Source organism: Paucibacter aquatile, assembly GCF_002885975.1.
Classification (GTDB): Bacteria; Pseudomonadota; Gammaproteobacteria; order Burkholderiales; family Burkholderiaceae_C; genus Paucibacter_A; species Paucibacter_A aquatilis.
The window spans coordinates 1,310,801-1,332,449 of the sequence record NZ_POSP01000003.1 but is presented as its reverse complement, the minus strand read 5'-3'; the positions used below and the strand labels follow the sequence as shown (position 1 = coordinate 1,332,449).

Here is a 21,649-nt window from a genome sequence, read left to right as displayed (position 1 = left end):
ACTCAGAAAAAATGTGAGCGGGCTCTCGCTCGCGGCAGGTTCGGCTCAGTTGCGGCCGTAGGTGTCTTCAAAGCGGACGATGTCATCCTCGCCCAAATAGGCGCCGGACTGTACCTCAATGATTTCCAATGGCACCCGGCCTGGATTGGCCAGGCGGTGGGTCTGGCCGAGTGGGATGTAGGTGCTTTGGTTTTCGCTCAGCAGCAGGACCTTGTCGCCATTGGTGATTTCGGCCGTCCCAGACACCACGATCCAGTGCTCGGCGCGATGGTGGTGCATCTGCAGGCTCAACGAGGCGCCGGGTTTCACCATGATGCGCTTGACCTGGAAACGTGCGCCGGAGTCGATGCTGTCGTACCAGCCCCAGGGGCGATGGACTTTGCGGTGCAGGGTCTGCTCGCCGCGTTTCTCCGCATCCAGCCGGGCAACGATCTTCTTGACTTCTTGGCTGCGCGCGCGGTCACTGACCAGCACGGCGTCGGGGGTCTCGACCACCACGATGTCCTGCAGGCCGACCACGCTGACCAGGCGGCTGGTGGCATGCACCAAGGTGTTGCGGCTGTCGCTGATGATGGCATCGCCCTGCCAGGCATTGCCATCGGCATCCTTGTCCGCCACCTGCCAGACAGCCTCCCAGGCGCCCAGATCATTCCAGCCGGCATCAAGGGCCAGCATGCGCAAGGGGATGTCGCTGCCCGGGCAGCGCTCCATCACGGCGTAGTCCACCGATTCGCTGGGCACGGCGGCAAACTCAGCCTTGCCTGGGCGCACGAATTTCGCATCGGTCTGGCGTACGTCCCAAGCGGCTTGCGTCGCCTCAGCGATGTCGAGGCGGAAGCGACGCAAGGCTTGCAGCCAGACGCTCGCGCGTAGCACAAACATGCCACTGTTCCAGAAATAGCCACCTTCGGCCAGGTAGCGCGTGGCTGTGGCGGCATCGGGCTTCTCCACAAACTGAGCCACGGCCAGTCCCTGCTCATCGCGTGCAGCACGGATGTAGCCATAGCCTGTTTCAGCGCGATCGGGGGTGATGCCCAGGATCACGATGGCGCCCTCGGCCGCGCAGCGCACCGCTTCTTGCAGCGCTCCAGTGAAGGCTTGGGCCTGAGTCACGGTCTGGTCGGCAGGTGTGACCACCAGCACCGGGTCCTGCCCGTTCTGCAGCGCCGCCAAGGCCGCCAGGGTCAGGGCCGGCGCTGTGTTGCGTCCGGAGGGTTCGAGCAGCACTGCTGAAGGCTCCAGGCCGGTTTCGCGCAATTGATCCAGCACGAGAAAGCGGTGCTCTTCGTTGCCGACAATCATCGGCCCCAAGACATCCAGGTCTTCGGCGCCCAATCGGCCAAGGCGTGTGGCGGCCTGCTGAAACAAGCTGCTGTTGCCCGACAGCACCAGGAACTGCTTGGGATATCCGGCGCGTGACAGGGGCCACAGCCGGGTGCCACTGCCGCCGGCCATGATGACCGGCTGAACTTGAATTCGGTTCATGAGTCTTTTCTTCAAGTCTGGATCTCAAGAGGGTTCGAATCCTTGCGGATTCATGCGCTGCCACCGCCAGCTGTCCTCGCACATGCGGGCCAGCGTGTGCCGGGCTTGCCAGCCCAGGCGCTGCTGGGCCAGGGTCGGGTCGGCATAACAGGCCGCCACATCGCCAGGGCGTCGCGCCACGATGTCATAGGGTACCGCTTGGCCGCTGGCCGCTTCATACGCTTTGACCAGGTCCAGCACGCTGTAGCCCTGACCGGTGCCCAGGTTGACCGTGATCGACTCTGGGCCCGACAGCAAGAAGCGCAGCGCCGCCACATGGCCCTCGGCCAGGTCCAGCACATGGATGTAGTCGCGCACGCCGGTGCCATCTGGCGTGTCGTAGTCATTGCCGAAGACCTGCAGGCGCGGTCGGCGGCCGATGGCCACTTGGGCGACATAGGGCATGAGGTTGTTGGGCGTGCCACGGGGATCCTCACCGATCAGACCGCTTTCATGTGCGCCCACCGGGTTGAAATAGCGCAGGCAAGCGGTTTGCCAGCTCGGATCCGCCGCACCGAGATCGCGCAAAATGGTTTCACCCATCAGCTTGGTGGCGCCGTAGGGGTTGACGGCTGACAGGGCCGCATCCTCGCGCAGCGGCAGCCGCTCCGGCACACCGTAAACCGTGGCGCTGCTGCTGAAGACGATGCGTTTGCAGCCGTGGGCTTGCATCTGCTCGCAGGTGTTGACCAAGCCGCCCAGATTGTTGCGGTAGTAGGCGAGGGGTTGCTGGGTGGATTCGCCCACTGCCTTGAAGGCCGCGAAATGGACGACCGCTTGAGGTTGATGCTTTGCAAACACCTGAGCCAAGGCGGTTGGGTCGCAGACATCGGCCTGTTCGAACACCGGTGTTTGACCACCGAGCTGCGCCAGGCGCTTCAGCACTTCGGGCGAGCTGTTGCTGAAATTGTCGACGCCCACGACCTGATAACCAGCGGCCTGCAAGGCCAGCCAGGTGTGAGAGGCGATATAGCCTGTGGCGCCGGTCAGAAGAATGGTTTCAGCCATGGAGAGAGTTGCGAAGTGTTTGCAATGGGGATGCCAGTCGGCTCATCAGTTCAGAACCATTTGACCGTAGCAGCCGAAGCTGTTGGCGTCGTAGACATACTGGACGATGGTGCTGCTGCGCGAATTCTTGGTGTACTGGCAGCCGAGCTGAATGCTGCGCGAATACAGCCAGCGCGCACCGAGGCTGTAGGCCGTGTCGCGGTCCTGGCTTTTGGCCTGCTGACCCAGAAAGTCATCGACGCGTTCCGCGCGCGAGCTGCTGGCGCTGGCGTTGAGAACGATCTTGGCCGTGAGCTCATAGCTGACCGCCAGCTGGGCCGAGGTCGTGACGCGGTTTTGGTCGGCATTCAAGGTGTTGCCGCCGACCCGGAAGAAGGAAGTTTCCAGGCCTGTGTCCCGGCTGAGGGTGGTGGCAATGTTCCAGCGTACCGTCGGCAACCAGGTCCAGGTCAGTTGGCCGGTCGTGCCATTGAAATCATTGCCCGCCCCCAGCTTCACGCGCGATCGGCCGTGGCTGATTCGTCCATCGATGGAGCTGGCGCCGCTGAGCACGGCCCGTCCGGTCAGATCGATGTCTTTCCGTGTGAACTCGGAGGCTTGGTACTCGGCATTGAGCAGGTTGATCAATGTGAAGCGCGGGAAACGATCCCGGGTGTGGCGTCCCGCCACGCCGAGGCGCAAATTCGGGCTGGGGCTGTAGGTCAGACCCAGGGAGTAACGGGTCTGGTCGACTTCCAAGCGGCTGTACTCGACGGCGCTGAAGCGTCGGCTGCGTTGGCCAGCAGAGGCTTCTGCCGAGAATTTGGTCACCAGGCCCACGCGCAGCACCGCATCCACGGCTGTGTTCTTCTCAATGTTTTTCTTGAAGATGGGCGCGATGCCACTGCCAATGTTGTAGGTCGCCAGGGATTGGCTGTTGTTGACCTTGACGCTGCCCGAAAGGCGCTCTGCCGTGGACCAGTCCAGCCCGCCTTTGAGGGTGTAGCCGCGGTTGTTCAACTCGCTGTTGTTCTGGTAGCGATTGGCCTGCAAAGAGGCATCCAGATTCAGGCGTTGGCGGCCAAAGGTCTGGTCGATGCCGGCCAGCAGCGAGGCGCTGACCACGCGGTCACTGTTGGCATTGTTGTTTTGGCGGTAGATGTTGGAGACGTGGCTGAGGTTGAGCGCCGTACCCACGTAGTAGGGGTTGGCGTCGGCCAGGGCCGGGCTCGCCAGGCAGCATCCCAGCAGGCTCAGGAGCCCCAGCGCAGCGGGCGGCAGGGGGCGGTTCAGCGAAACAGACATGGGCTTCCTTGGGGAACCAGGGGCGGCATTCGTCGGCGCCGGGCTTGGCAGGCAGGTGCCGCTTGCGCGCAGGCCGCCCGCAATCAGGGATTCAGTAGGCATGGCGGTCAAACAGCATCAGCCGTGCGGTGCGCACGATGATCTGCAGATCCAGGGCCAGGGACCAATTCCGCAGGTACTCCAGATCGTATTCGACCCGTGCTTTCATCTTGTCGATCGTGTCGGTTTCACCACGCAGGCCGTTGACCTGGGCCCAGCCGGTGATGCCGGGCTTGACCTTGTGGCGAACCATATAGGCCTTGATCAGCTTGCGGTATTCCTCGTTGTGGGCCACGGCGTGCGGGCGCGGGCCAACGATGCTCATCTGGCCTTGCAACACATTGATGAACTGCGGCAATTCGTCCAGAGAGGTTCGGCGGATGAAGGCGCCGAACTTGGTGATGCGTGGATCGTCCTTGGTGGCCTGCTTGACCACCGGGCCGTTGTCCATGGTGCGCATGGAGCGGAATTTGTAGACGATGATCTCCTCGCCATCCAGGCCGTTGCGGCGCTGCTTGAAGATGATGGGTCCGGGTGAGCTGAGCTTCACGCCAATCGCCACGGCCAGCAAGATCGGTGAAATCAGCACCAGAATCACGCAAGCCAGCACGATGTCGCTGAGGCGTTTGATCAACTCGTTGGTGCCGGTAAAGGGTGTTTCGCAAATGCCCACCACGGGCACACCGTTCATGTCCTGCAGTCGGCCCTGGATGATGCTGATGCCGAACACATCGGGCACGAAAAACAGGCTGGCGGTCGTGCCTTGAATCTGCTCCAGCAGGTGCACGATGCGTGGCTGCGAGCCCAGGGGCAGGGTGATGTAGACCTCGCGAACGCTGTGCTTGCGCACATAGTCACTCAGTTCGCTGAGCATGCCCAGCAGCTTGGCGTGTGCATCCGGGTGCAGGCGCTCATCCTGCCGGTCGTCGAAATAGCCGAGAAAGTCGATGCCCTTGTCCGGTCCGTCGCGCAGGGCGCGCGCCACTTTGGCGCCCAGCGGCCCCGCGCCCACGATCACGGCACCGCGCCGTGTCGCGCGGACACGGCGGCGGCGCAGCAGGGCGCCGCACTTGATGGCCACGATTTGCAACACCGGCGTCAGCGCGATCCACCACACCAGCACCTTGTCCTCGAAATAGCCCATGCTGTTGGTCGCATAACCACACAGGCCCAGGATGAAGAGCAGAGCCAGCCAGGAGCCGATGACATCGATGGCTGCGCTGATGGTGGTATCGGCGAAACGATTGCGCCCAGGGAAGGTCAGCGCAAACACGAGCAAGCACAAGGTCAGGTCCGAGCGCACGATGGGCTCGCCGAAATAGTGATTCACCGCCAGGTAGCACAAGACCACCAGGCCGGGCTCCATGAAGGCAGCGATGAACGATTCGATGGACTGAGGTGCGCTGTAAAACGTTCTTTTGTAACTTCTATCCTCGAACATCGTTCCTGAACTCCTTGGTGCCGGGCGGCGTTGCTTTTTTTGATACGAGCCGTGAATCGACCCTGCAGACTCTCGACATGCCCGAGCGCCCCTCCATCTGAGGAAAATATGAACAGGGATTCTCTCTCAGTTCTCCAGGGGTAATTCCCCCCGCTTCCCCCTAGGTCCGCTGTGCCACGCGGCGACTCCCTACAATCCGCGCCATGCTAGAAGAATGGACCGCCATGTTTGCACCGGCCGCACAGGATCGCATGGTCTTGTTGCTCAATCATGTCATCAGCCGCGAGGCCCTGGCCACGGGGCGCTTGCAGCCTTTTGCCGGCCGCGCGCTGGTGTTGCATCTGCAGAACTGGCCGGCTTTGCTGCCCAAGGCGCCCGATTTGGCGCTGGGCGTGACGCCTGCGGGCTTGTTTGAACGCCTTGAGCAGGCGCCCGATGGTGCCTTGCGCATCGAGATCGATGCCGGCAACCCGGCCTTGCTGGCTCTGGGTTCGCTGACCGGCCAGAAGCCCCAGGTCCATGTGCAGGGCGACGCGGCTTTCGCCGGCGCCATGAATTGGCTGATCGAGAACCTGCGCTGGGATGTGGAAGACGACCTGGCCGCGGTGATCGGCCCGGTGGCCGCCCATCAGCTGGCCCGTTGCGGCCGCGCAGTGTCTTCGGCGCTGGCCGGTCTGGCAGCGGGTGTGCGAGGTATGGCCGCGGGTCGCGCCGGCGCATGAGGTACTTCGCCCGGCTGTTCGTCATCGTCTGGACGATTCTTCGCTTCGGCCTCGATGATCTGGCCCTGTCGGGCTTGCGCCGCCGTCGTTTCCAGCTGCTGCGCCGCACGGTGTCGCTGGGGCGTAGCTGGGACCAGCCACGCGGCGTGCGCCTGCGCTTGGCCCTGGAGCACCTGGGGCCCATCTTCGTCAAGTTTGGCCAGGTGCTGTCCACCCGACGCGATCTGCTGCCTCCCGACCTGGTGGAAGAGTTGTCCAAGCTGCAGGACCGCGTGCCACCATTCCCGGCCGCCGAGTCGCGCGCCCTGGTCGAAAAGGCCTTTGGCAAGCCGGTCGAGGAGCTGTTTGGCAGCTTTGATGCCGAGCCGGTGGCCAGCGCCTCGATCGCTCAGGTCCATTTCGCCACGCTGAAAGACGGTCGCGAGGTGGCGGTCAAGGTGCTGCGCCCCGGCATGCTGGACACCATCGACGACGACATCGCCTTGCTGCGCACCCTGGCCGGCTGGGTCGAGCGCTTCTCGGCCGATGGCCGGCGCCTGAAGCCGCGCGAGGTGGTGGCCGAGTTCGACACCTATCTGCACGACGAGCTGGACCTGGTGCGCGAAGCCGCCAACGCCGCCCAGCTGCGCCGCAATATGGCCGGCCTGGACCTGATCATGGTGCCCGAGATGCACTGGGACATGTGCAGCACCGAGGTGATCGTGATGGAGCGCATGAAGGGCGTGCCGATCTCGCAACTCGATCGTCTCAAGCAAGCCGGCATCGACATCCCGAAGCTGGCGCGCGACGGTGTCACCATCTTCTTCACCCAGGTGTTCCGCGATGGCTTTTTCCATGCCGACATGCACCCGGGCAATATCCAGGTCAGCCTCGATCCCGCCACCTTCGGCCGTTATGTGGCCCTGGACTTTGGCATCATCGGCACCCTGACCGAGGTCGATAAAGAGTACTTGGCGCAGAACTTCATCGCCTTCTTCCAGCGCGACTACAAGCGCGTGGCCGAGTTGCACATCGCCTCGGGCTGGGTGCCGCCGGAGACCCGGGTGGACGAGCTCGAAGGCGCGGTGCGCGCCGTCTGCGAGCCGCATTTCGACCGGCCGCTCAAGGACATCTCCTTGGGGCAGGTCTTGATGCGCTTGTTCCAGACCTCGCGCCGCTTCAATGTCGAGATCCAGCCCCAGCTGGTGCTGCTGCAAAAGACCTTGCTCAATGTCGAGGGCCTGGGTCGTCAGCTGGACCCCGAGCTCGATCTCTGGGCCACCGCCAAGCCCTTTCTCGAGCGCTGGATGAACGAGCAGGTCGGCTGGCGCGCCCTGATCAACCAGGTCAAGAAAGAGGCGCCTCGCTATGCCCAGCTCTTCCCCGAGCTGCCGCGCCTGCTGCATGATGCGCTCAAGCGCCAGGCCACGGGCCCGGATTCGCGCGCGCTCGAGGCCTTGCTGCGCGAGCAGCGCCGCACCAACCGCCTCCTGCAGGCTTTGCTTTACGGTGCGGTGGGCTTCACCCTGGGCCTGCTGACCACACAGATCCTGCTGCGCTGGCACTGGCTTTGATCCCCTCGCTTCTGCTGTGTCGCCCTAGGGACAGACCGGTGGGGCGAGGCGCGCGATTCGGGTAGGCTGGGGCGCATGCGCTTGCGCCTGGGCTCTCACCGTTTTTTTGCCGCATGGCTCCTGTTCGCCAGGGCCGGCCGAGGGCTCGGCCGGTTTCGTGGCTGGTGCCTGGTCTGGGCTTGGGCCTGCTGCGCGGTGGCGCAGGCGGGCAGCGGCCTGCAGAACCTGCGTTTCGAGCAGCTGGCGGCCGAGCGGGCGGGGCTGCAGGCCATCCTGTACAGCGCCCAGCAGGATGCGCGCGGCCTGATGTGGTTGGGCACCAGCGCCGGCCTGTATCGTTTTGACGGCCGGGCCGCCCAGCCCTTTGGCTCCGAGCCGGCTGATGCCCACTCCTTGAGCCACCCGGCCGTGCGCAGTCTTTTGTTGTTGCCTGGCGAGCGCTTACTGATCGGTACCGAGCGAGGCCTGGACGAGATGGACCTGCGCAGCGAAACCCTGCGCCGGCATGGCCTGCCGGGCGAGCGGCATATGCGCGAGCGCTATGTGCTGGGCCTGCAGTCGGCGAAGGACGGGCGCGTCTGGGTCTTGACCGGCTTGGATCTGCTGCATTTCGATCCACAGCGGCGCGCGTTCGAAGCGGTGGGTTTGCCGCTGTTGGAGCCTCTGGTGCCTGGCCGCAAGGCCGGCATGGCCGCCATGGTCAGCGACGGTGCCCAGGGCGTGTGGGTGGTCGCTGGGCGTCACCTGATGCATCTTGATGCCCAGGGCCGCCTGCAGCAGCGCTGGCCCTTGGGCAGCTTTGGAGCCAGCGAGCCCGGCGTGCGCAGCCTCGTGATCGACGCCCAGCAGCGTGCCTGGCTGGGCACCAATGCCGGCGTGCAGATGATCGACACGCGCAGCGGCGAAGTGCTGGACTTGCCCGCGCGCTGGGGCTTGCCGCCCAGTCTGGTTCACACCTTGTACCGCGATCAGGACGATGGCATCTGGGTGGGCACCGGCAATGCCGGGCTCTGGCATTGGCGACCCGGCAGCGTGCAGTTCGAGTCCCATATGCACCACCCGGCCTTGCCTGACAGCGTGTTCAGCAATGCCATCTCGGCCCTGTTTCAGGACCGCAGCGGCGTGCTGTGGGTGGGCACCTGGGGCTGGGGTATTTCCTTGGCGGATTTGCGCAGCGGCGGCTTTCGCGCCTACCGCTCGGTGGTCGGCGATGCCAGCAGCCTGTCCAGCGACAGTGTCATGGCGGTGGCGGCCGATGGCGCCGACCATGCCTGGGTGGCCAGCTACGGCGGCGGCCTGAACCGGCTGCAGCTCTCCAGCGGCGAGGCCGAGCGTATCCGGCCGGAGCAACTGCCCATGCGTTACCTCAAGGCCTTGCTGCTGCAGCCTGAGCGTGGGCTTTGGGTGGGCGGCGACGACGGCCTGTTTCTGCTTGACTTGAAAAGCCGCCAGGCCCGACGCATCGACTTGGGCGAGCGCCTGGGGGGCGGCATGTCCATCGCGGCGCTGGCCCACGATGCCCAGGGACAGCTGTGGGCGGCCAGCGCTGCCGGCGCCTACCGTTTTGGCAACGATGGCCGTCTGACCCGCTTCCGCCGCGACGGCGGCCGGCCCGGCAGCCTCAGCAACGAGGTCATCGACTGCCTGTTGTCTGATCGTGACGGCCGTTTGTGGCTGGGCAGCAAGGGCGGGCTGCAGCTCTGGGATGCGGCGCAGCAGCGTTTCAGCCAACCGGTGCGAGCCAGCCTGGACATGCCTCAGCCTTCGGAGCTGGCCATCTACGCCCTGCGTCAGGACCGGCAGGGGCGCATCTGGGCCGGAACCCAGCTGGGTCTGTACGAACTGCTGCAGAGCGAGGCGGGCGTCTGGCAGCTCAAGTCCAGGCGTCGCCTGGCGGGCATGCCCAAGGGCTGGGCCCATAGCCTGGAGCTGGCCGAAGATGACGCGCTCTGGTTCGCCAGCCCCGATGGCCTCAGCCGCCTCGACCCGGAGCGACGCAGTCTGCGCCACTACCCCTCGCGCAGCGGTCATTTCCGTGGCAACTTTGCCCAGGGTGGCAGCAGCCAAGGAGTCGCCGGCCAGCTGCTGTATGGTGGGGAAGGCCTGCTGCGCTTCAAACCCAGTGAGCTGCGCGACAACCCGGTGGCGCCGCCGGTGGTGCTGGCCGATGTGCGCATCTTCAATCGTTCCCTGCTGGACCCGAGCCAGGCTGCGCAACGTGCCGACGAGGCCGCCAGCAGCCTCGCTGCGCTGGGGGTCAGCGGCCCCTTGGCTCAGGCCGAGCAGCTGCGCTTGAGCCACCGAGAGGCCATGGTCAGCTTTGATCTGCGTGCCCAGCATTTCTTCAATGCCGGCCGTCTGCGCTATGCCTGGAAGCTCGAAGGCTTTGATCAGGACTGGATCCAGGGCCCCGATGGCGAGGGGCTGGCCACCTACACCAACCTTGATGCCGGTCGCTACCGCCTGCTGGCGCGGGCCGCCAATCCTGATGGGGTGTGGGGGGAGCCGCGGCAGTTACTGGCCATTGAGGTGCAGCCGCCCTGGTGGCGCAGCCTGAGCGTGCGCCTGCTCTTGCTGGCGCTGCTGGTGCTGAGTCTGGCCGCGGCCTGGCAGCTGCGCCTGCGCCGGCTGCGCCGGGTGCAGCTGGAGCTGGAGCGTCAGGTCGAGCTGCGCACGGCCCAGGTGCGGGCCCAGCGGCAGCAGATTGCCACGGTCAGCGACATCGGCCGCGAACTCACCGCCTCGCTGGATCTGGCCGCGGTGCAGCAGGCCCTGTACCGTCAAGTCGAATCGCTGATGCCGGCCCTGATCTTTGGCGTCGGCTTGTTGCGCAGGGAAGAGGCCGTGGTGGCCTTCGACTTTGTGATCGATCGCGGCCGGCCGCTGCAGCCCTACCGCCGCAGTCTGGACCACCCCGAGCAGCCGGCCGTGCGCTGCATCGTGCAAGGCGAACCGCAGTGGGAGCGCGAGATCCTGCGTGACAACCGTCTGATTGATGCCGACGGGCTGGGCGGCCAGTACGACCCCGCGCTCGGGCCTGGACAGGTGCTGCGCCTGGCCAGCGGCGAGGAGCCCACCCGCGCCCGCTCCGGCCTCTACGTGCCGCTGCGCATCAAGGGTCAGGTCAAGGGCTTGATCTGTGTGCTCAGCGACCAGGTCGATGCCTACCGCCAGACCGATCTGGATCTGCTCCAGGCCTTGGCTGCCTACGCCGCCGTGGCGCTGGACAATGCCGACGCCTACGCCCAGTTGCGTCGCACCCAGGCTCAGCTCTTCGAGCAGGAGAAGCTGGCCTCGCTGGGCTCGCTGGTGGCCGGCGTGGCCCACGAGCTGAACACGCCGCTGGGCAACAGTCTGCTGGCGGCCAGCACGCTGCAGGACGGCACGCGCGAGTTCAAGGCCTTGCTGGCCGCCGGGCAACTCCGCCGCTCCGAGCTGCAAGCCTTCTGCGACACGGCCGAGGCCAGCGCCGGCCTGCTGGTGCGTGGCCTGGCCAGCGCCGCCAGCCTGGTGTCCAGCTTCAAGCAGCTGGCCGTGGACCAGACCTCGGAGCGGCGCCGCCAGTTCGAGCTGCAACAGCTCTGCGAGGAGGTGCAGCTCAGCCTGATCAACCGCCTGCGCAAGGACGGCCACCAGCTGCAGATCCAGGTCGAGCCGGGCCTGAGCCTGGACAGCTACCCGGGCCCTCTGGGCCAGGTGCTCAGCAATCTGGTGCTGAACGCCATCATCCACGGCTTCGAAGGCCAGCAGAACGGCCTGATGCAAATCGAGGCGGCAGCGGTCGATGCCGAGCGGGTGCGCCTGCGCTTCCGTGACAACGGCCGGGGAATTGCTCCCGAGCACCTCTCGCGCGTTTTCGATCCCTTCTTCACGACCAAGCTGGGCAATGGCGGCAGCGGTCTGGGCCTGCATCTGTGCTACACCATCGTGCGCTCCATGCTGGGCGGCGAGATCACGGTCAGCAGCGTGCCGGGGCAGGGTGCCCAGTTCGAACTGCTGCTGCCGCGCATCGCCCCGGCGAATCGAACCCTGGATGCCGGCGGCGGGCTGGCTCAGGCGCCAGGCCTAGGCTCAACTCTCTAAGTCCGCGCCATCCCCCAGGAACAGAGGGTCTGGGGTGAAACCCGCGCTGTCGCGGGGGACTTCATTGCAGAGATAATCCGCCGCGTTTTGTCCACCCCACCATCGCTTCACGGCCTGACACCATGCTCCTGACTCTGGTCTTTGCCTATCTCCTGGTCACCATCGCCATTGGCTTGTGGGCAGCCAAGCGGGTCAAGAACACCGCGGACTTTGCCATCGCAGGGCGTCACCTGCCGCTGGCCATGGTCATCACCACGACCTTTGCCACCTGGTTCGGTGCCGAGACGGTGCTGGGCATTCCGGCCAAGTTTGTCGAGGGCGGGCTCGGCGGCGTGGTGGAAGACCCCTTTGGCGCCGGCTTCTGCCTCATCCTGGTGGGCCTCTTCTTTGCCGGCAAGCTCTACAAGATGACCTTGCTGACCATCAGCGACTACTACCGCGAGCGCTACGGCCGCGTGGTCGAGGTGGTGTGCTCCTTCATCATCATCCTGTCCTATCTGGGCTGGGTGGCGGCGCAGGTCACGGCTCTGGGGCTGGTGTTCAACCTGCTGTCGGGCGGCGCGATCAGCGTAGCCATGGGCATGGCCCTGGGCACCGCCTCCATTCTGGCCTACACCTTGTTCGGCGGCATGTGGTCGGTGGCGGTGACCGATTTCATCCAGATGATCATCCTGGTGCTGGGCCTGAGCCTGATTGCCTGGTTCGCGGCCGATATGGCCGGCGGCGCCGGCAAGGTGGTCGATCTGGCCGTCAGCAAGGACCTGTTCCGCTTTCTGCCGCCGCCCAGCCTGCACGACTGGCTGTTCTTCATCGGCAGCGCCATCACCATGATGTTGGGCTCGATCCCTCAGCAAGACGTGTTCCAGCGCGTGATGTCGGCCAAGGACGAGAAATCCGCCGTGCGCGGCTCCATCATCGGTGGTGCCAGCTATATCGTGTTTGCCTTCGTGCCCATGTTCATCGTGGTCAGCGCCCTGATCATCATGCCGGAGCAGGCCGAGCAGCTGATCAAGGAAGACTCGCAGAAAGTCATCCCGACCCTGGTCATGGACAAGATGCCTTTTGTGATGCAGGTGGTGTTCTTCGGTGCGCTGCTCTCGGCCCTCAAGTCCACCGCTTCGGCCACCCTGCTGGCGCCTTCGGTGACCTTTGTCGAGAACATCTGGCGCCAGTTCTTTCCGCGTGTTTCGGACAAGCAGGAACTGCGCACCATGCGCATCGCCACCCTGGTCTTCAGTGTCTGCGTCTGCACCTACGCCATCATGCTGCAGGGCACGCCCATCTTCGAGCTGGTGACGGCCGCCTACAAGGTCACCCTGGTGGGCGCGTTCGTGCCCCTGGTGTTTGGCCTGTACTGGAAGCGGGCGACCACCCAGGGTGCGATTTTTGCCATCGTCCTGGGGGTGCTGAGCTGGTTGTTGTTCGAGGCGACACCCGCCGGTGAGCAGATGCCGGCCCAACTGGCCGGTGTGCTGGCCGCGGTGCTTGGCATGTTGATCGGTTCGCTGGGTCCGCAGGCGATCAAGAATGTGCATGCCTCGCACCACAAGCTGGCGGGTCTGGAGCCAGGCCAGCCGGCCTGAGCGGCCCTGCGGCTGGTCCGAAGCCGGCCCCCTATAATTTACGGTTTTGAATCAACGGTTTAGACCATGCCGATCTACGCTTACCGCTGCGCCGAATGCGGTCACGCCAAAGACGTGCTGCAAAAGCTGTCCGATGCACCGCTGAGCACCTGCCCGCATTGCGGCGCAGAAGCTTTCCAGAAACAAGTCACCGCCGCCGGCTTCCAACTCAAGGGCTCGGGCTGGTACGCCACCGATTTCAAGGGTGGCGGTAGCGCCGCCGCCGCCACGGGTGGCGCCGTGGCGTCCACGCCCGAGGCCAGCTCTGCCGCTTCTACCAGCTCTGGCGCAGAAAGCGGCGGCAGCAGTGCCGCTGCCGCGCCGGCTGCCTGCGGCGGCTCCTGTGCCTGCCATTGAGCCTCTCGTTTGAACCCGCTTCCCGACATCACCCTCCAGCCCACGCCCACCGAGCCCCCGAATAGGACCCCTGTGAAAAAGTACATCGTCACCGGCCTCCTGGTCTGGCTGCCTCTGGCCATCACCATCTGGGTGCTGTTGTGGGTGCTGGGCATCATCAACGGGGTATTCGCCTCCATGCTGACCGCCCTGCAGGCGGTGGCACCGGCCTCGCTGCACGAGAGCATCGACGGCCTGCGCCACATCCCGGGTCTGGGCCTGGTGATCTTGGTCGGCGGCATGTTGCTGACGGGCGTGTTCGTGGCCAATATCTTCGGCCAGTGGTGGCTGCGCCAGTGGGACCGCCTGCTGTCCAACATCCCCATCGTCAAGAGCATCTACAGCTCGGTCAAGCAGGTGTCCGACACGCTGTTCTCCAGCAGCGGCAACGCCTTCCGCGAAGCCGTGCTGGTGCAGTATCCGCACCAGGGCAGCTGGACCATTGCCTTCGTCACCGGCAAGCCGGGCGGCGAGGTGGCCGAGGCCCTGGGGGACGAGCATGTCAGCCTCTACGTGCCGACCACGCCCAACCCGACCTCGGGCTTTTTCCTGATGATGCCGCGCAGCCAGGTGCGGCCACTCAAGATGAGCGTGGATGCCGCGCTCAAGCACATCATCTCCATGGGTGTGGTGGCGCCGGAAGGCGAGAGCGCCGGGGACGAAGGCCCGGCTCGAAATCAGCCGGGTTGAGCGCCTTGGCATGCGCTCAACCCTGAGGGCTTTGGACGCAGCCCCTCAGCGCCTCCCCCCGCATCAAAGACCTGTACCGAACCCTGTGGGCCAAGCCGGCACCGAGCGCCGGTGCCGCCGCCCGAATCGACGAAATTTTGGAGTGAACCCGCAATGAGAACCTGTTACGCCGGCCAAGTCAGCGAGAAGCTGCAAGACCAGACCGTTACCCTGATGGGCTGGGCCCACCGTCGCCGCGACCACGGCGGCGTCATCTTCATCGACCTGCGCGACCGCGAAGGCCTGGTGCAAGTCGTCTGCGACCCCGATCGCGCCGACATGTTCAAGGTGGCCGAAGAGGTGCGCAACGAGTTCTGCCTCAAGGTCGTGGGCAAGGTGCGCCTGCGCCCCGCCGGCACCGAGAACAACAACCTGACCAGCGGCAAGATCGAAGTGCTCTGCCATGAGCTGGAAGTGCTGAACCCCTCCGTGACGCCCCCGTTCCAGATGGACGACGAGAACCTGTCCGAAACCACGCGCCTGACCCATCGCGTGCTGGACCTGCGTCGCCCTTACATGCAGAACAACCTGATGCTGCGCTACCGCGTGGCCATGGAAGCGCGCAAGTTCCTGGACGAGCATGGCTTCATCGACATCGAAACGCCGATGCTGACCAAGAGCACGCCCGAAGGCGCGCGCGACTACCTGGTGCCCAGCCGCGTGCACGACGGCCAGTTCTTCGCGCTGCCGCAATCGCCCCAGCTGTTCAAGCAGCTGCTGATGGTGGCTGGCTACGACCGCTACTACCAGATCACCAAGTGCTTCCGCGACGAAGACCTGCGTGCCGACCGCCAGCCCGAATTCACCCAGATCGATATTGAAACGAGCTTCCTGAGCGAACAGGAAATCCGTGACATGTTCGAAGGCATGATCCGCCACGTCTTCATGAAGGCGCTGAATGTGGACCTGGGCACCTACCCGGTGATGAAGTACGCCGATGCCATGCATCTCTACGGTTCGGACAAGCCCGATCTGCGCGTCAAGCTGCAGTTCACGGAACTCACCGATGTGATGGGCGATGTGGACTTCAAGGTCTTCTCGACCCCCGCCACCACCAAGGGCGGCCGTGTTGTCGCCCTGCGCGTGCCCGGCGGTGCCTCGATCAGCCGCGGCGAGATCGACGCTTACACCGAGTTCGTCAAGATCTACGGCGCCAAGGGCCTGGCCTGGATCAAGGTCAATGAAGTGGCCAAGGGCCGCGAAGGCCTGCAGTCGCCCATCGTCAAGAACCTGCACGACAAGGCCGTGGCCGACATCCTCTCGCGCACCGGCGCGCAGGACGGCGACTTGATCTTCTTCGGCGCCGACAAGGCCAAGATCGTCAACGATGCCATCGGCGCCCTGCGCCTGAAGGTCGGCCACAGCGATTTCGGCAAGGCGGGTGGCCTGTTCGAAGACCGCTGGGCTCCGCTGTGGGTGGTGGACTTCCCGATGTTCGAGCACGACGAAGAGAACGACCGCTGGGCGGCCGTGCACCACCCCTTCACCGCGCCCAAGGACGGCCATGAAGACCTGATGGTCACCGACCCCGGTGCCTGCATCGCCAAGGCCTACGACATGGTGCTGAACGGCTGGGAACTGGGCGGTGGCTCCATCCGTATCCACCGCGCGGAAGTGCAGAGCAAGGTCTTCGACGCGCTCAAGATCAGCAAGGAAGATGCGCAGGTCAAGTTCGGCTTCCTGCTGGAAGCGCTGCAGTACGGCGCCCCGCCGCACGGCGGCCTGGCCTTTGGTCTGGACCGCATCGTCACCATGATGACCAAGGCCGAGTCCATCCGCGACGTGATCGCCTTCCCCAAGACCCAGCGTGCCCAGTGCCTGCTGACCGGCGCACCGAGCAATGTGGACGAGAAGCAGCTGCGCGAGCTGCACATCCGCCTGCGCAATGCCGCAGCGGCTTCGGGTGCAGCCGGCGCTTGATGCGCAGCACACCGGCATCACAACAGGGCAGCTTCGGCTGCCCTTTTTCTTGGTCTGTTACCAAACGTAGGGAGTGTCAGCAGATGTTGTCTTTGAAGAACACCAGTACACCGCACGCGACCCGCTCGGGCGCACTCATCGCCCTGGCCCTGATGCTGGCGGCCTGCGGCAAGCAAGGCGCGACCCTGGGCGAGGGCAGCTCGGAGATCACCGGCTCGGCCGGCGCCGCCGGTGCCCACCAAGCACACCGTGAGCTGATGAAGTGCGATGCGCCCGTGGCCACGCTGGCCCTGGTGGAAAACAGCAACGGCTACACCGTGTCCAGCAGCTACAACCTGCCCAGCTCGCCCGTGCCCCTGATCCGCCTGCTGGCCCAGCAAAGCGGCTGCTTCCGCGTGGTGGACCGCGCGGCCGGCCTGAAAGCGACCATCAAGGAGCAGGAGCTCAAGGACGCCGGCATCCTGCGCCAGCAGGGCAGCACGGTGCACAAGGGCAAGGGCTATGAGGCCCAGTACAGCCTGACCCCCAGCCTGAGCTTCAGCGAGCAGAACGCCGGCCGCGAGGTTGGCGGCCTGATGGCGCAGATCCCGGTGCTGAACAAGTTTGTCGCTGCCGCCGAGCAGGTCAAGCTCAAGGAGGCCCAGGTCGCCCTGCTGCTGACCGACAACGAAACCACCGAACAGATCGCTGCCGCCACCGGCTCGGTGCGCGTCACCGACCTCGGCATGGGCGGCCTGGTGGTGGGCAAGCTGGGTGGTGCTGGCGGCGCCGGTTGGGCCAACAGCAACGAAGGCAAGGTGATTGCTGCAGCCTTCCTCGACGCGCACAACAAGCTGGTCGTTCAGGTGCGTGAGCTGGCCGCCAGGGACCTGCCGCCGCCGGTAGCAACCAAGTCCGGCAATAAGGGCTGAGCGAGGCCCTGGTGCGCTTTCAGCCCGCATCCACCTGCATAGCGGGCCGTGCCTGCACCCGGCCCAGCCAGCTTTGCACATGGGGGTGCGCGCTGACTGGTGCGCCGAGGTGCAGGCTGTAGCCGATCACCGAGCCGACCAGCAAGTCGGCCAGCGAGTAGCTCGCACCCAGCATCCAGGGGCGCAGCGCCAGACGCTGGTCGAGCAGGGCCAGCAACCCATCCAGTTCGGTGCGGGCGGCCTCGGCGTGCACCGGGCTGATCAAGGCCGGGTCGCCGAAGCTGGCGCGGTGCAGGCGATTCAAGACCGAGCCGTAGCTCACATAGGCCCAAGTGCACCAGGACAGGGCCTGCAGGCGTTCGGCGCTGCCGGCGGCCGGCCACAAGCCGCGTTCGACCCCGTAGGTCTCACCCAGCCAGAGCTGGATGGCCAGGGCCTCGAACATGGGCGTGCCATCGACAGTCAGTGTGGGCACCTTGCCGTTCGGGTTCAGCGCCAGATAGTCCGGATGCCGCTGTGCGCCGCTGCGGATGTCGATCAGAACCCGCTCGTGCGGCAGGCCGAGCTCGGCCAGGGCACAGGCGACGGGGGTGGCGCTGCTCATCGGGCAGCCGTACAGAACGATGGACATGGTCAGTCTTCCTTGTTGTGAGGCGTCGACACCCTGTCGACGACGGACTCGACTGTAGAAACCATTGCGGACAGATTCGGCCCTCAATCACCGTTACAGTGGCCCGATGTTGAGTGCCTCATCGCGGCTGCTGCGTCTGCTGTCCCTGCTCCAGGCCCGCCGCCACTGGGCCGGGCCTGAGCTGGCCGAGCGCCTGGCCGTGCACCCGCGCACCCTGCGGCGGGACATCGATCGCTTGCGTGAGCTGGGCTATCCGGTCGCGGCCAGCAGCGGGGTGGCCGGCGGCTATGCCCTGCGCCCGGGGCAGACCTTGCCGCCGCTGCAGCTCGACGACGAGGAGGCCCTGGCCGTGGCGATCGCCTTGCGGACAGCCGCTGCCGGTCGGGTGGGCGGCATCGAAGAGCCCGCCTTGCAGGCCCTGGTCAAGCTCGAGCAGCTGATGCCGGCCCGGCTGCGCCGGCGCGCCGACGCGCTGCGCTCGGCCGTTCAAGCCCTGCAGGGCGTGGGCCCCAGTGTCGATGCCAGCCTGCTGGCCGATCTGGCCGGTGCTTGCCGCGACCAGCTGGGCCTCGATTTCGATTACGTGGATGCCAAGGGCGGGTCCAGCCGTCGCTCGGTCGAGCCACAAGGTGTGGTCCACACCGGCAGTCGCTGGTATCTGGTGGCGTGGGACCGGGTGCGCAGCGATTGGCGCACCTTTCGCCTCGATCGCATCGCCGGCCCGGCCCAGGTCGGTGGGCATTTCAAGCCGCGCCCGGGCCCCGAGGGTGGGGATCTGCGCGCCTATGTCACCCGCTCCCTGCTGCTTTCGCCGCAGGCCGAGCAGGCCCGGGTGGTGCTGCACGCGCCCCTGGCCCAGATGGCCGCCCGCATCCCGGCCACCGCCGCGCGGCTGGAGGCGATGGCCGGCGATGCGCAGCGCTGCCTGCTGCAGTGCGGCGCCCATGCACTCGATGCCTTGGTGTACTGGCTGCTGGTGCTGGAGGTCGAGTTCGAGGTGCTGGAGCCGCCCGCCTTGCGCGAGCGCATGGCCCAGGCCATGCAGCGTGCGGCGCGCAGCCTGGCTCGGTCTGAGGCCAAGACGGTGTGAGCCTGCAAGAGGACTTCTTGCTCCGCTATGCTTGCCGGCATGAGCGCCATCGCGATGCAAACCCGCCCCTACAAAATCCCTGAATCCGTGTTGGTGGTGATCCACACCCCCGAGCTCCAGGTCCTGATGCTGGAGCGGGCCGACCGCCCCGGCTTCTGGCAATGCGTGACCGGCTCCAAGGACGCGCTGGACGAGCCAATCGCCGAGACCGCACGCCGCGAGGTGCAGGAAGAAACCGGCATCGAGGCCAGCCAGGGCCTGCTGCGCGACTGGGGCCTGGCCAATGAGTACGAGATCTACCCCGTCTGGCGCCACCGTTATGCCCCCGGCGTCACCCGCAACACCGAGCATGTCTTCGGCCTGACCGTGCCGGCCGGCACGCCCGTGCGCCTGGCCCCGCGCGAGCATCTGCAGTACCGCTGGCTGCCCTGGCAGGAGGCGGCCGATCTGTGCTTCTCGCCGTCCAACGCCGAGGCGGTGCTGCAGTTGCCGAACTTCGTGGCCGCGCTGACATGAAAGGCAATGCCTTCAGCCAGTCGGTGCAGCACGAAATCCCGGCGGCGTCCTCGGCGTCGGCGGCGCGCCTGCGCGTGGCCACCTACAACATCCACAAAGGCGTGCGCGGCATGGGGCCGCAAAAGCGCCTGGAGATCCACAACCTGGGCCTGGGCATCGAGGCGCTCGATGCCGACCTGGTGTTTCTGCAAGAGGTGCGGCACTTTCACCACCGTGACGCCAAGCAGTTCGATCACACCTGGTTCGGCTGGCCCGATCAGGGCCAGGCCGAGTTTCTCGCACCCGATGGCTACCAGGTGGCCTACCGCACCAATGCGGTGACCAAGCATGGCGAGCATGGCAATGCCTTGCTCTCGCGCTTCCCCATCGGCGACATCGGCCACCATGATGTGTCGGACCACCGCTTCGAGCAGCGGGGCCTGCTCCATGTGCCGGTGCGCTGGCAGGGCCGTGAGGTGCACACCGTGGTGGCGCATCTGGGCCTGATGCACAGCGGCCGCGTGCGCCAGGTGCAGCGCCTGGCCGAGTTCATCCAGCACCATGTGCCGGCTGATGCAGTGCTGCTGGTGGCGGGGGATTTCAATGACTGGGGCGAGCGCCTGGATGCACCCATGCGTGCCCACGGCCTGCAGCGCGCGGTGGCACCACAGGGGCGATCGCGCTACGCCACCTTTCCATCGCGCCTGCCGTTTTTCTCGCTCGATCGCATCTACACCCGCGGCCTGCGCTGCGTGAGCATGCAGGTGCCCAAAGGCCCGGTCTGGGCGCGCATGTCCGATCACCTGCCTCTGCTGGCCGAGCTGGAGCTGGAGGGCGCGTGAGCGGCCGTCCTGCTGCCGACGAGGCCGGAGGCCTCGAGCAAGAATCCCTGCTGTCCTGGCACGCCCAGCCCAGCCCCGAGTTCAGCGGCGGCAATCAGCTGCAGCTGCTGCGCGGGGGCGACGAACTGTTCCCCTTGCAGACGGCGGCCATCGCCGGTGCCTTGCGCGAGGTCTGGCTGGCCACCTACATCTTTCATGACGACGAGGCCGGCCAGGCCCTGGTGGCGGCGCTGCGTGCTGCGGCCGCGCGGCGGGTGCGGGTAAGGGTGGTCGTGGATGGCTTTGGCAGCAAGGCCTCGCTGGCCTGGCTGCAGGCCCAGCTGGAGGGCAGCGGCGTGGCCCTGGCCGTGTTCCGCCCCATCGATCGCTGGTACAGCTGGCTGCAGCCGGGGCAGCTGCGCCGTCTGCATCAGAAGCTCTGCGTGGTTGATGGCGAGCAGGGCTTTGTCGGCGGCATCAACATCATCGGCGACCGCATGGACCTGAATCACGGCGCCACCGAGCAGCCGCGCCTGGACTTTGCCGTCGCCCTGCATGGCCCCGCCGTGCTGCCCATGGAGCAGGCCGCGCGCGCTGTCTGGACCCGGGCCTGGCTGGGCCGCGATTTTGGCGAGGAGCTGCGCGCCCTGGTGCGCAGCCCCGAGCCGCTGTCCCGCCTGCGGCGTCTGGTCCAGGGCCTGCGCATGCCGCGGCCGACCTGGCTGCGCCGGCGCCAGCGCGAAGGCGAACCTGCTTTGCAGCCCGAGCTGGAGCCGGTCTGCGCGGCCTTTGTGCTGCGCGACAACCTGCGTCAACGCCGCACCATCGAGCGGGCTTACATCGACGCCATCCGTGCTGCGCGCGAACGGGTGGACCTGATCACCCCTTACTTCTACCCCGGCCATGCCTTCCGCCGCGCCCTGCGCGACGCAGCCCGGCGTGGCGTGCGGGTGCGTTTGCTGCTGCAGGGCAAGGTCGACTATCTGCTGGCCGGCATGGCCGCACAGGCGCTGTACACCGAGCTGCTCGGCCACGGCGTCGAGATCTTCGAGTACACGCCGGCCTTCTTGCATGCCAAGGTCTGTGTGGTCGATGAGAGCTGGGCCACGGTGGGCAGCTCCAACATCGACCCGCTGTCTCTGCTGCTCAACCTGGAGGCCAATGTCATCGTCCGTGACGCTGATTTTTCGCGGGCGCTGGCGGCCGAGTTCGAGCAGGCCTTGCAGGTCTCGCGTCAGGTGGACCAGCGCCATTTGCAGGGCCAGGGCCTGCGTGCCATGTTCAGCCGGGCGCTGGTGGCCTGGGCGGCCTATGTTTACCTGCGGGTGGCTGGCGCCGCCGGGCGCTATTGATGGCGTGACGGCATCGCCGCCGGCCTGC

Annotated in this window: 17 protein-coding genes; 12 read left to right on the top strand and 5 right to left on the bottom strand. The window is 66.0% G+C overall.

Features of this window, described 5'->3' with window-relative positions:
• Positions 1-45 precede the first annotated feature (45 nt).
• From C1O66_RS08970 to C1O66_RS08955, 4 genes are all read right to left on the bottom strand, one after another.
• Positions 46-1,485, bottom strand: a complete 1,440-nt coding sequence (locus tag C1O66_RS08970; RefSeq protein ID WP_243392752.1) for a mannose-1-phosphate guanylyltransferase/mannose-6-phosphate isomerase — start codon at positions 1,483-1,485, stop codon at positions 46-48.
• A 24-nt stretch (positions 1,486-1,509) separates the two neighbouring features.
• Complete coding sequence (galE, locus tag C1O66_RS08965; RefSeq protein ID WP_102767560.1) at positions 1,510-2,532, bottom strand: UDP-glucose 4-epimerase GalE; 1,023 nt, start codon at positions 2,530-2,532, stop codon at positions 1,510-1,512.
• Positions 2,533-2,577: 45 nt separating this feature from the next.
• On the bottom strand, positions 2,578-3,816 hold the full coding sequence (locus C1O66_RS08960; RefSeq protein ID WP_165794538.1) for an outer membrane beta-barrel protein: 1,239 nt from the start codon (positions 3,814-3,816) through the stop codon (positions 2,578-2,580).
• 91 nt (positions 3,817-3,907) lie between these two features.
• Positions 3,908-5,296: an undecaprenyl-phosphate glucose phosphotransferase gene (locus C1O66_RS08955; protein ID WP_102767558.1), complete on the bottom strand. Its 1,389-nt coding sequence runs from the start codon at positions 5,294-5,296 to the stop codon at positions 3,908-3,910.
• 203 nt (positions 5,297-5,499) lie between these two features.
• Between C1O66_RS08955 and C1O66_RS08950 the strand changes: the two genes are divergently transcribed.
• The 8 genes from C1O66_RS08950 (at position 5,500) to C1O66_RS08915 (ending at position 17,232) form a co-directional block, all read left to right on the top strand.
• Positions 5,500-6,018, top strand: a complete 519-nt coding sequence (locus C1O66_RS08950) for a hypothetical protein (RefSeq protein ID WP_102767557.1) — start codon at positions 5,500-5,502, stop codon at positions 6,016-6,018.
• Entirely contained in the window at positions 6,015-7,571 is a 1,557-nt protein-coding gene (gene ubiB, locus C1O66_RS08945) for a ubiquinone biosynthesis regulatory protein kinase UbiB (protein ID WP_102767556.1), read from the top strand. The genes C1O66_RS08950 and ubiB overlap by 4 nt, the downstream gene beginning before the upstream one ends.
• Positions 7,572-7,646: 75 nt before the next feature.
• Positions 7,647-11,654 carry a sensor histidine kinase gene (locus C1O66_RS08940; protein WP_102767555.1) on the top strand — a complete coding sequence of 1,336 codons (4,008 nt, stop codon included), beginning with the start codon at positions 7,647-7,649 and terminating at the stop codon, positions 11,652-11,654.
• Positions 11,655-11,776: 122 nt separating this feature from the next.
• Positions 11,777-13,237 (top strand): high affinity choline transporter 1, encoded by a 1,461-nt coding sequence (locus C1O66_RS08935; RefSeq protein WP_102767554.1) that lies wholly within the window; start codon positions 11,777-11,779, stop codon positions 13,235-13,237.
• A gap of 66 nt (positions 13,238-13,303) precedes the next feature.
• On the top strand, positions 13,304-13,633 hold the full coding sequence (locus C1O66_RS08930) for an FmdB family zinc ribbon protein (RefSeq protein ID WP_102767553.1): 330 nt from the start codon (positions 13,304-13,306) through the stop codon (positions 13,631-13,633).
• Positions 13,634-13,705: 72 nt separating this feature from the next.
• Complete coding sequence (locus C1O66_RS08925; RefSeq protein ID WP_102767552.1) at positions 13,706-14,362, top strand: DUF502 domain-containing protein; 657 nt, start codon at positions 13,706-13,708, stop codon at positions 14,360-14,362.
• Between the two features lie 153 nt (positions 14,363-14,515).
• A complete protein-coding gene (gene aspS / locus C1O66_RS08920) occupies positions 14,516-16,321 on the top strand; it encodes an aspartate--tRNA ligase (RefSeq protein WP_102767551.1) in 1,806 nt (601 codons plus the stop codon).
• 83 nt (positions 16,322-16,404) lie between these two features.
• On the top strand, positions 16,405-17,232 hold the full coding sequence (locus C1O66_RS08915) for a CsgG/HfaB family protein (RefSeq protein ID WP_102767550.1): 828 nt from the start codon (positions 16,405-16,407) through the stop codon (positions 17,230-17,232).
• Positions 17,233-17,251: 19 nt separating this feature from the next.
• Here the strand turns inward: C1O66_RS08915 and C1O66_RS08910 are convergent, their stop codons facing one another.
• Positions 17,252-17,863, bottom strand: a complete 612-nt coding sequence (locus tag C1O66_RS08910; RefSeq protein WP_102767549.1) for a glutathione S-transferase family protein — start codon at positions 17,861-17,863, stop codon at positions 17,252-17,254.
• A 106-nt stretch (positions 17,864-17,969) separates the two neighbouring features.
• On the opposite strand from C1O66_RS08910, the gene C1O66_RS08905 reads away from it, so the two are divergent.
• From C1O66_RS08905 to clsB, 4 genes are all read left to right on the top strand, one after another.
• Positions 17,970-18,953, top strand: coding sequence for a helix-turn-helix transcriptional regulator (locus C1O66_RS08905; RefSeq protein WP_102767548.1), 984 nt, complete (start codon positions 17,970-17,972; stop codon positions 18,951-18,953).
• A gap of 39 nt (positions 18,954-18,992) precedes the next feature.
• Positions 18,993-19,469 (top strand): dihydroneopterin triphosphate diphosphatase, encoded by a 477-nt coding sequence (gene nudB / locus C1O66_RS08900; protein WP_223696497.1) that lies wholly within the window; start codon positions 18,993-18,995, stop codon positions 19,467-19,469.
• A gap of 110 nt (positions 19,470-19,579) precedes the next feature.
• Complete coding sequence (locus C1O66_RS08895; RefSeq protein ID WP_243392868.1) at positions 19,580-20,290, top strand: endonuclease/exonuclease/phosphatase family protein; 711 nt, start codon at positions 19,580-19,582, stop codon at positions 20,288-20,290.
• Positions 20,287-21,621 carry a cardiolipin synthase ClsB gene (gene clsB, locus C1O66_RS08890; RefSeq protein ID WP_165794537.1) on the top strand — a complete coding sequence of 445 codons (1,335 nt, stop codon included), beginning with the start codon at positions 20,287-20,289 and terminating at the stop codon, positions 21,619-21,621. The genes C1O66_RS08895 and clsB overlap by 4 nt, the downstream gene beginning before the upstream one ends.
• Positions 21,622-21,649 lie beyond the last annotated feature (28 nt).

Coding starts and splice junctions, on each gene's coding strand:
- C1O66_RS08910 (WP_102767549.1), bottom strand. CDS start 17,863: ATGTCCATCGTTCTGTACGGCTGCCCGATGAGCAGCGCCACCCCCGTC.
- C1O66_RS08930 (WP_102767553.1), top strand. CDS start 13,304: ATGCCGATCTACGCTTACCGCTGCGCCGAATGCGGTCACGCCAAAGAC.
- C1O66_RS08955 (WP_102767558.1), bottom strand. CDS start 5,296: ATGTTCGAGGATAGAAGTTACAAAAGAACGTTTTACAGCGCACCTCAG.
- galE (WP_102767560.1), bottom strand. CDS start 2,532: ATGGCTGAAACCATTCTTCTGACCGGCGCCACAGGCTATATCGCCTCT.
- C1O66_RS08935 (WP_102767554.1), top strand. CDS start 11,777: ATGCTCCTGACTCTGGTCTTTGCCTATCTCCTGGTCACCATCGCCATT.
- C1O66_RS08960 (WP_165794538.1), bottom strand. CDS start 3,816: ATGTCTGTTTCGCTGAACCGCCCCCTGCCGCCCGCTGCGCTGGGGCTC.
- C1O66_RS08970 (WP_243392752.1), bottom strand. CDS start 1,485: ATGAACCGAATTCAAGTTCAGCCGGTCATCATGGCCGGCGGCAGTGGC.
- nudB (WP_223696497.1), top strand. CDS start 18,993: ATGAGCGCCATCGCGATGCAAACCCGCCCCTACAAAATCCCTGAATCC.
- C1O66_RS08915 (WP_102767550.1), top strand. CDS start 16,405: ATGTTGTCTTTGAAGAACACCAGTACACCGCACGCGACCCGCTCGGGC.
- ubiB (WP_102767556.1), top strand. CDS start 6,015: ATGAGGTACTTCGCCCGGCTGTTCGTCATCGTCTGGACGATTCTTCGC.
- C1O66_RS08895 (WP_243392868.1), top strand. CDS start 19,580: ATGGGGCCGCAAAAGCGCCTGGAGATCCACAACCTGGGCCTGGGCATC.
- C1O66_RS08940 (WP_102767555.1), top strand. CDS start 7,647: ATGCGCTTGCGCCTGGGCTCTCACCGTTTTTTTGCCGCATGGCTCCTG.
- C1O66_RS08905 (WP_102767548.1), top strand. CDS start 17,970: ATGTTGAGTGCCTCATCGCGGCTGCTGCGTCTGCTGTCCCTGCTCCAG.
- C1O66_RS08950 (WP_102767557.1), top strand. CDS start 5,500: ATGCTAGAAGAATGGACCGCCATGTTTGCACCGGCCGCACAGGATCGC.
- aspS (WP_102767551.1), top strand. CDS start 14,516: ATGAGAACCTGTTACGCCGGCCAAGTCAGCGAGAAGCTGCAAGACCAG.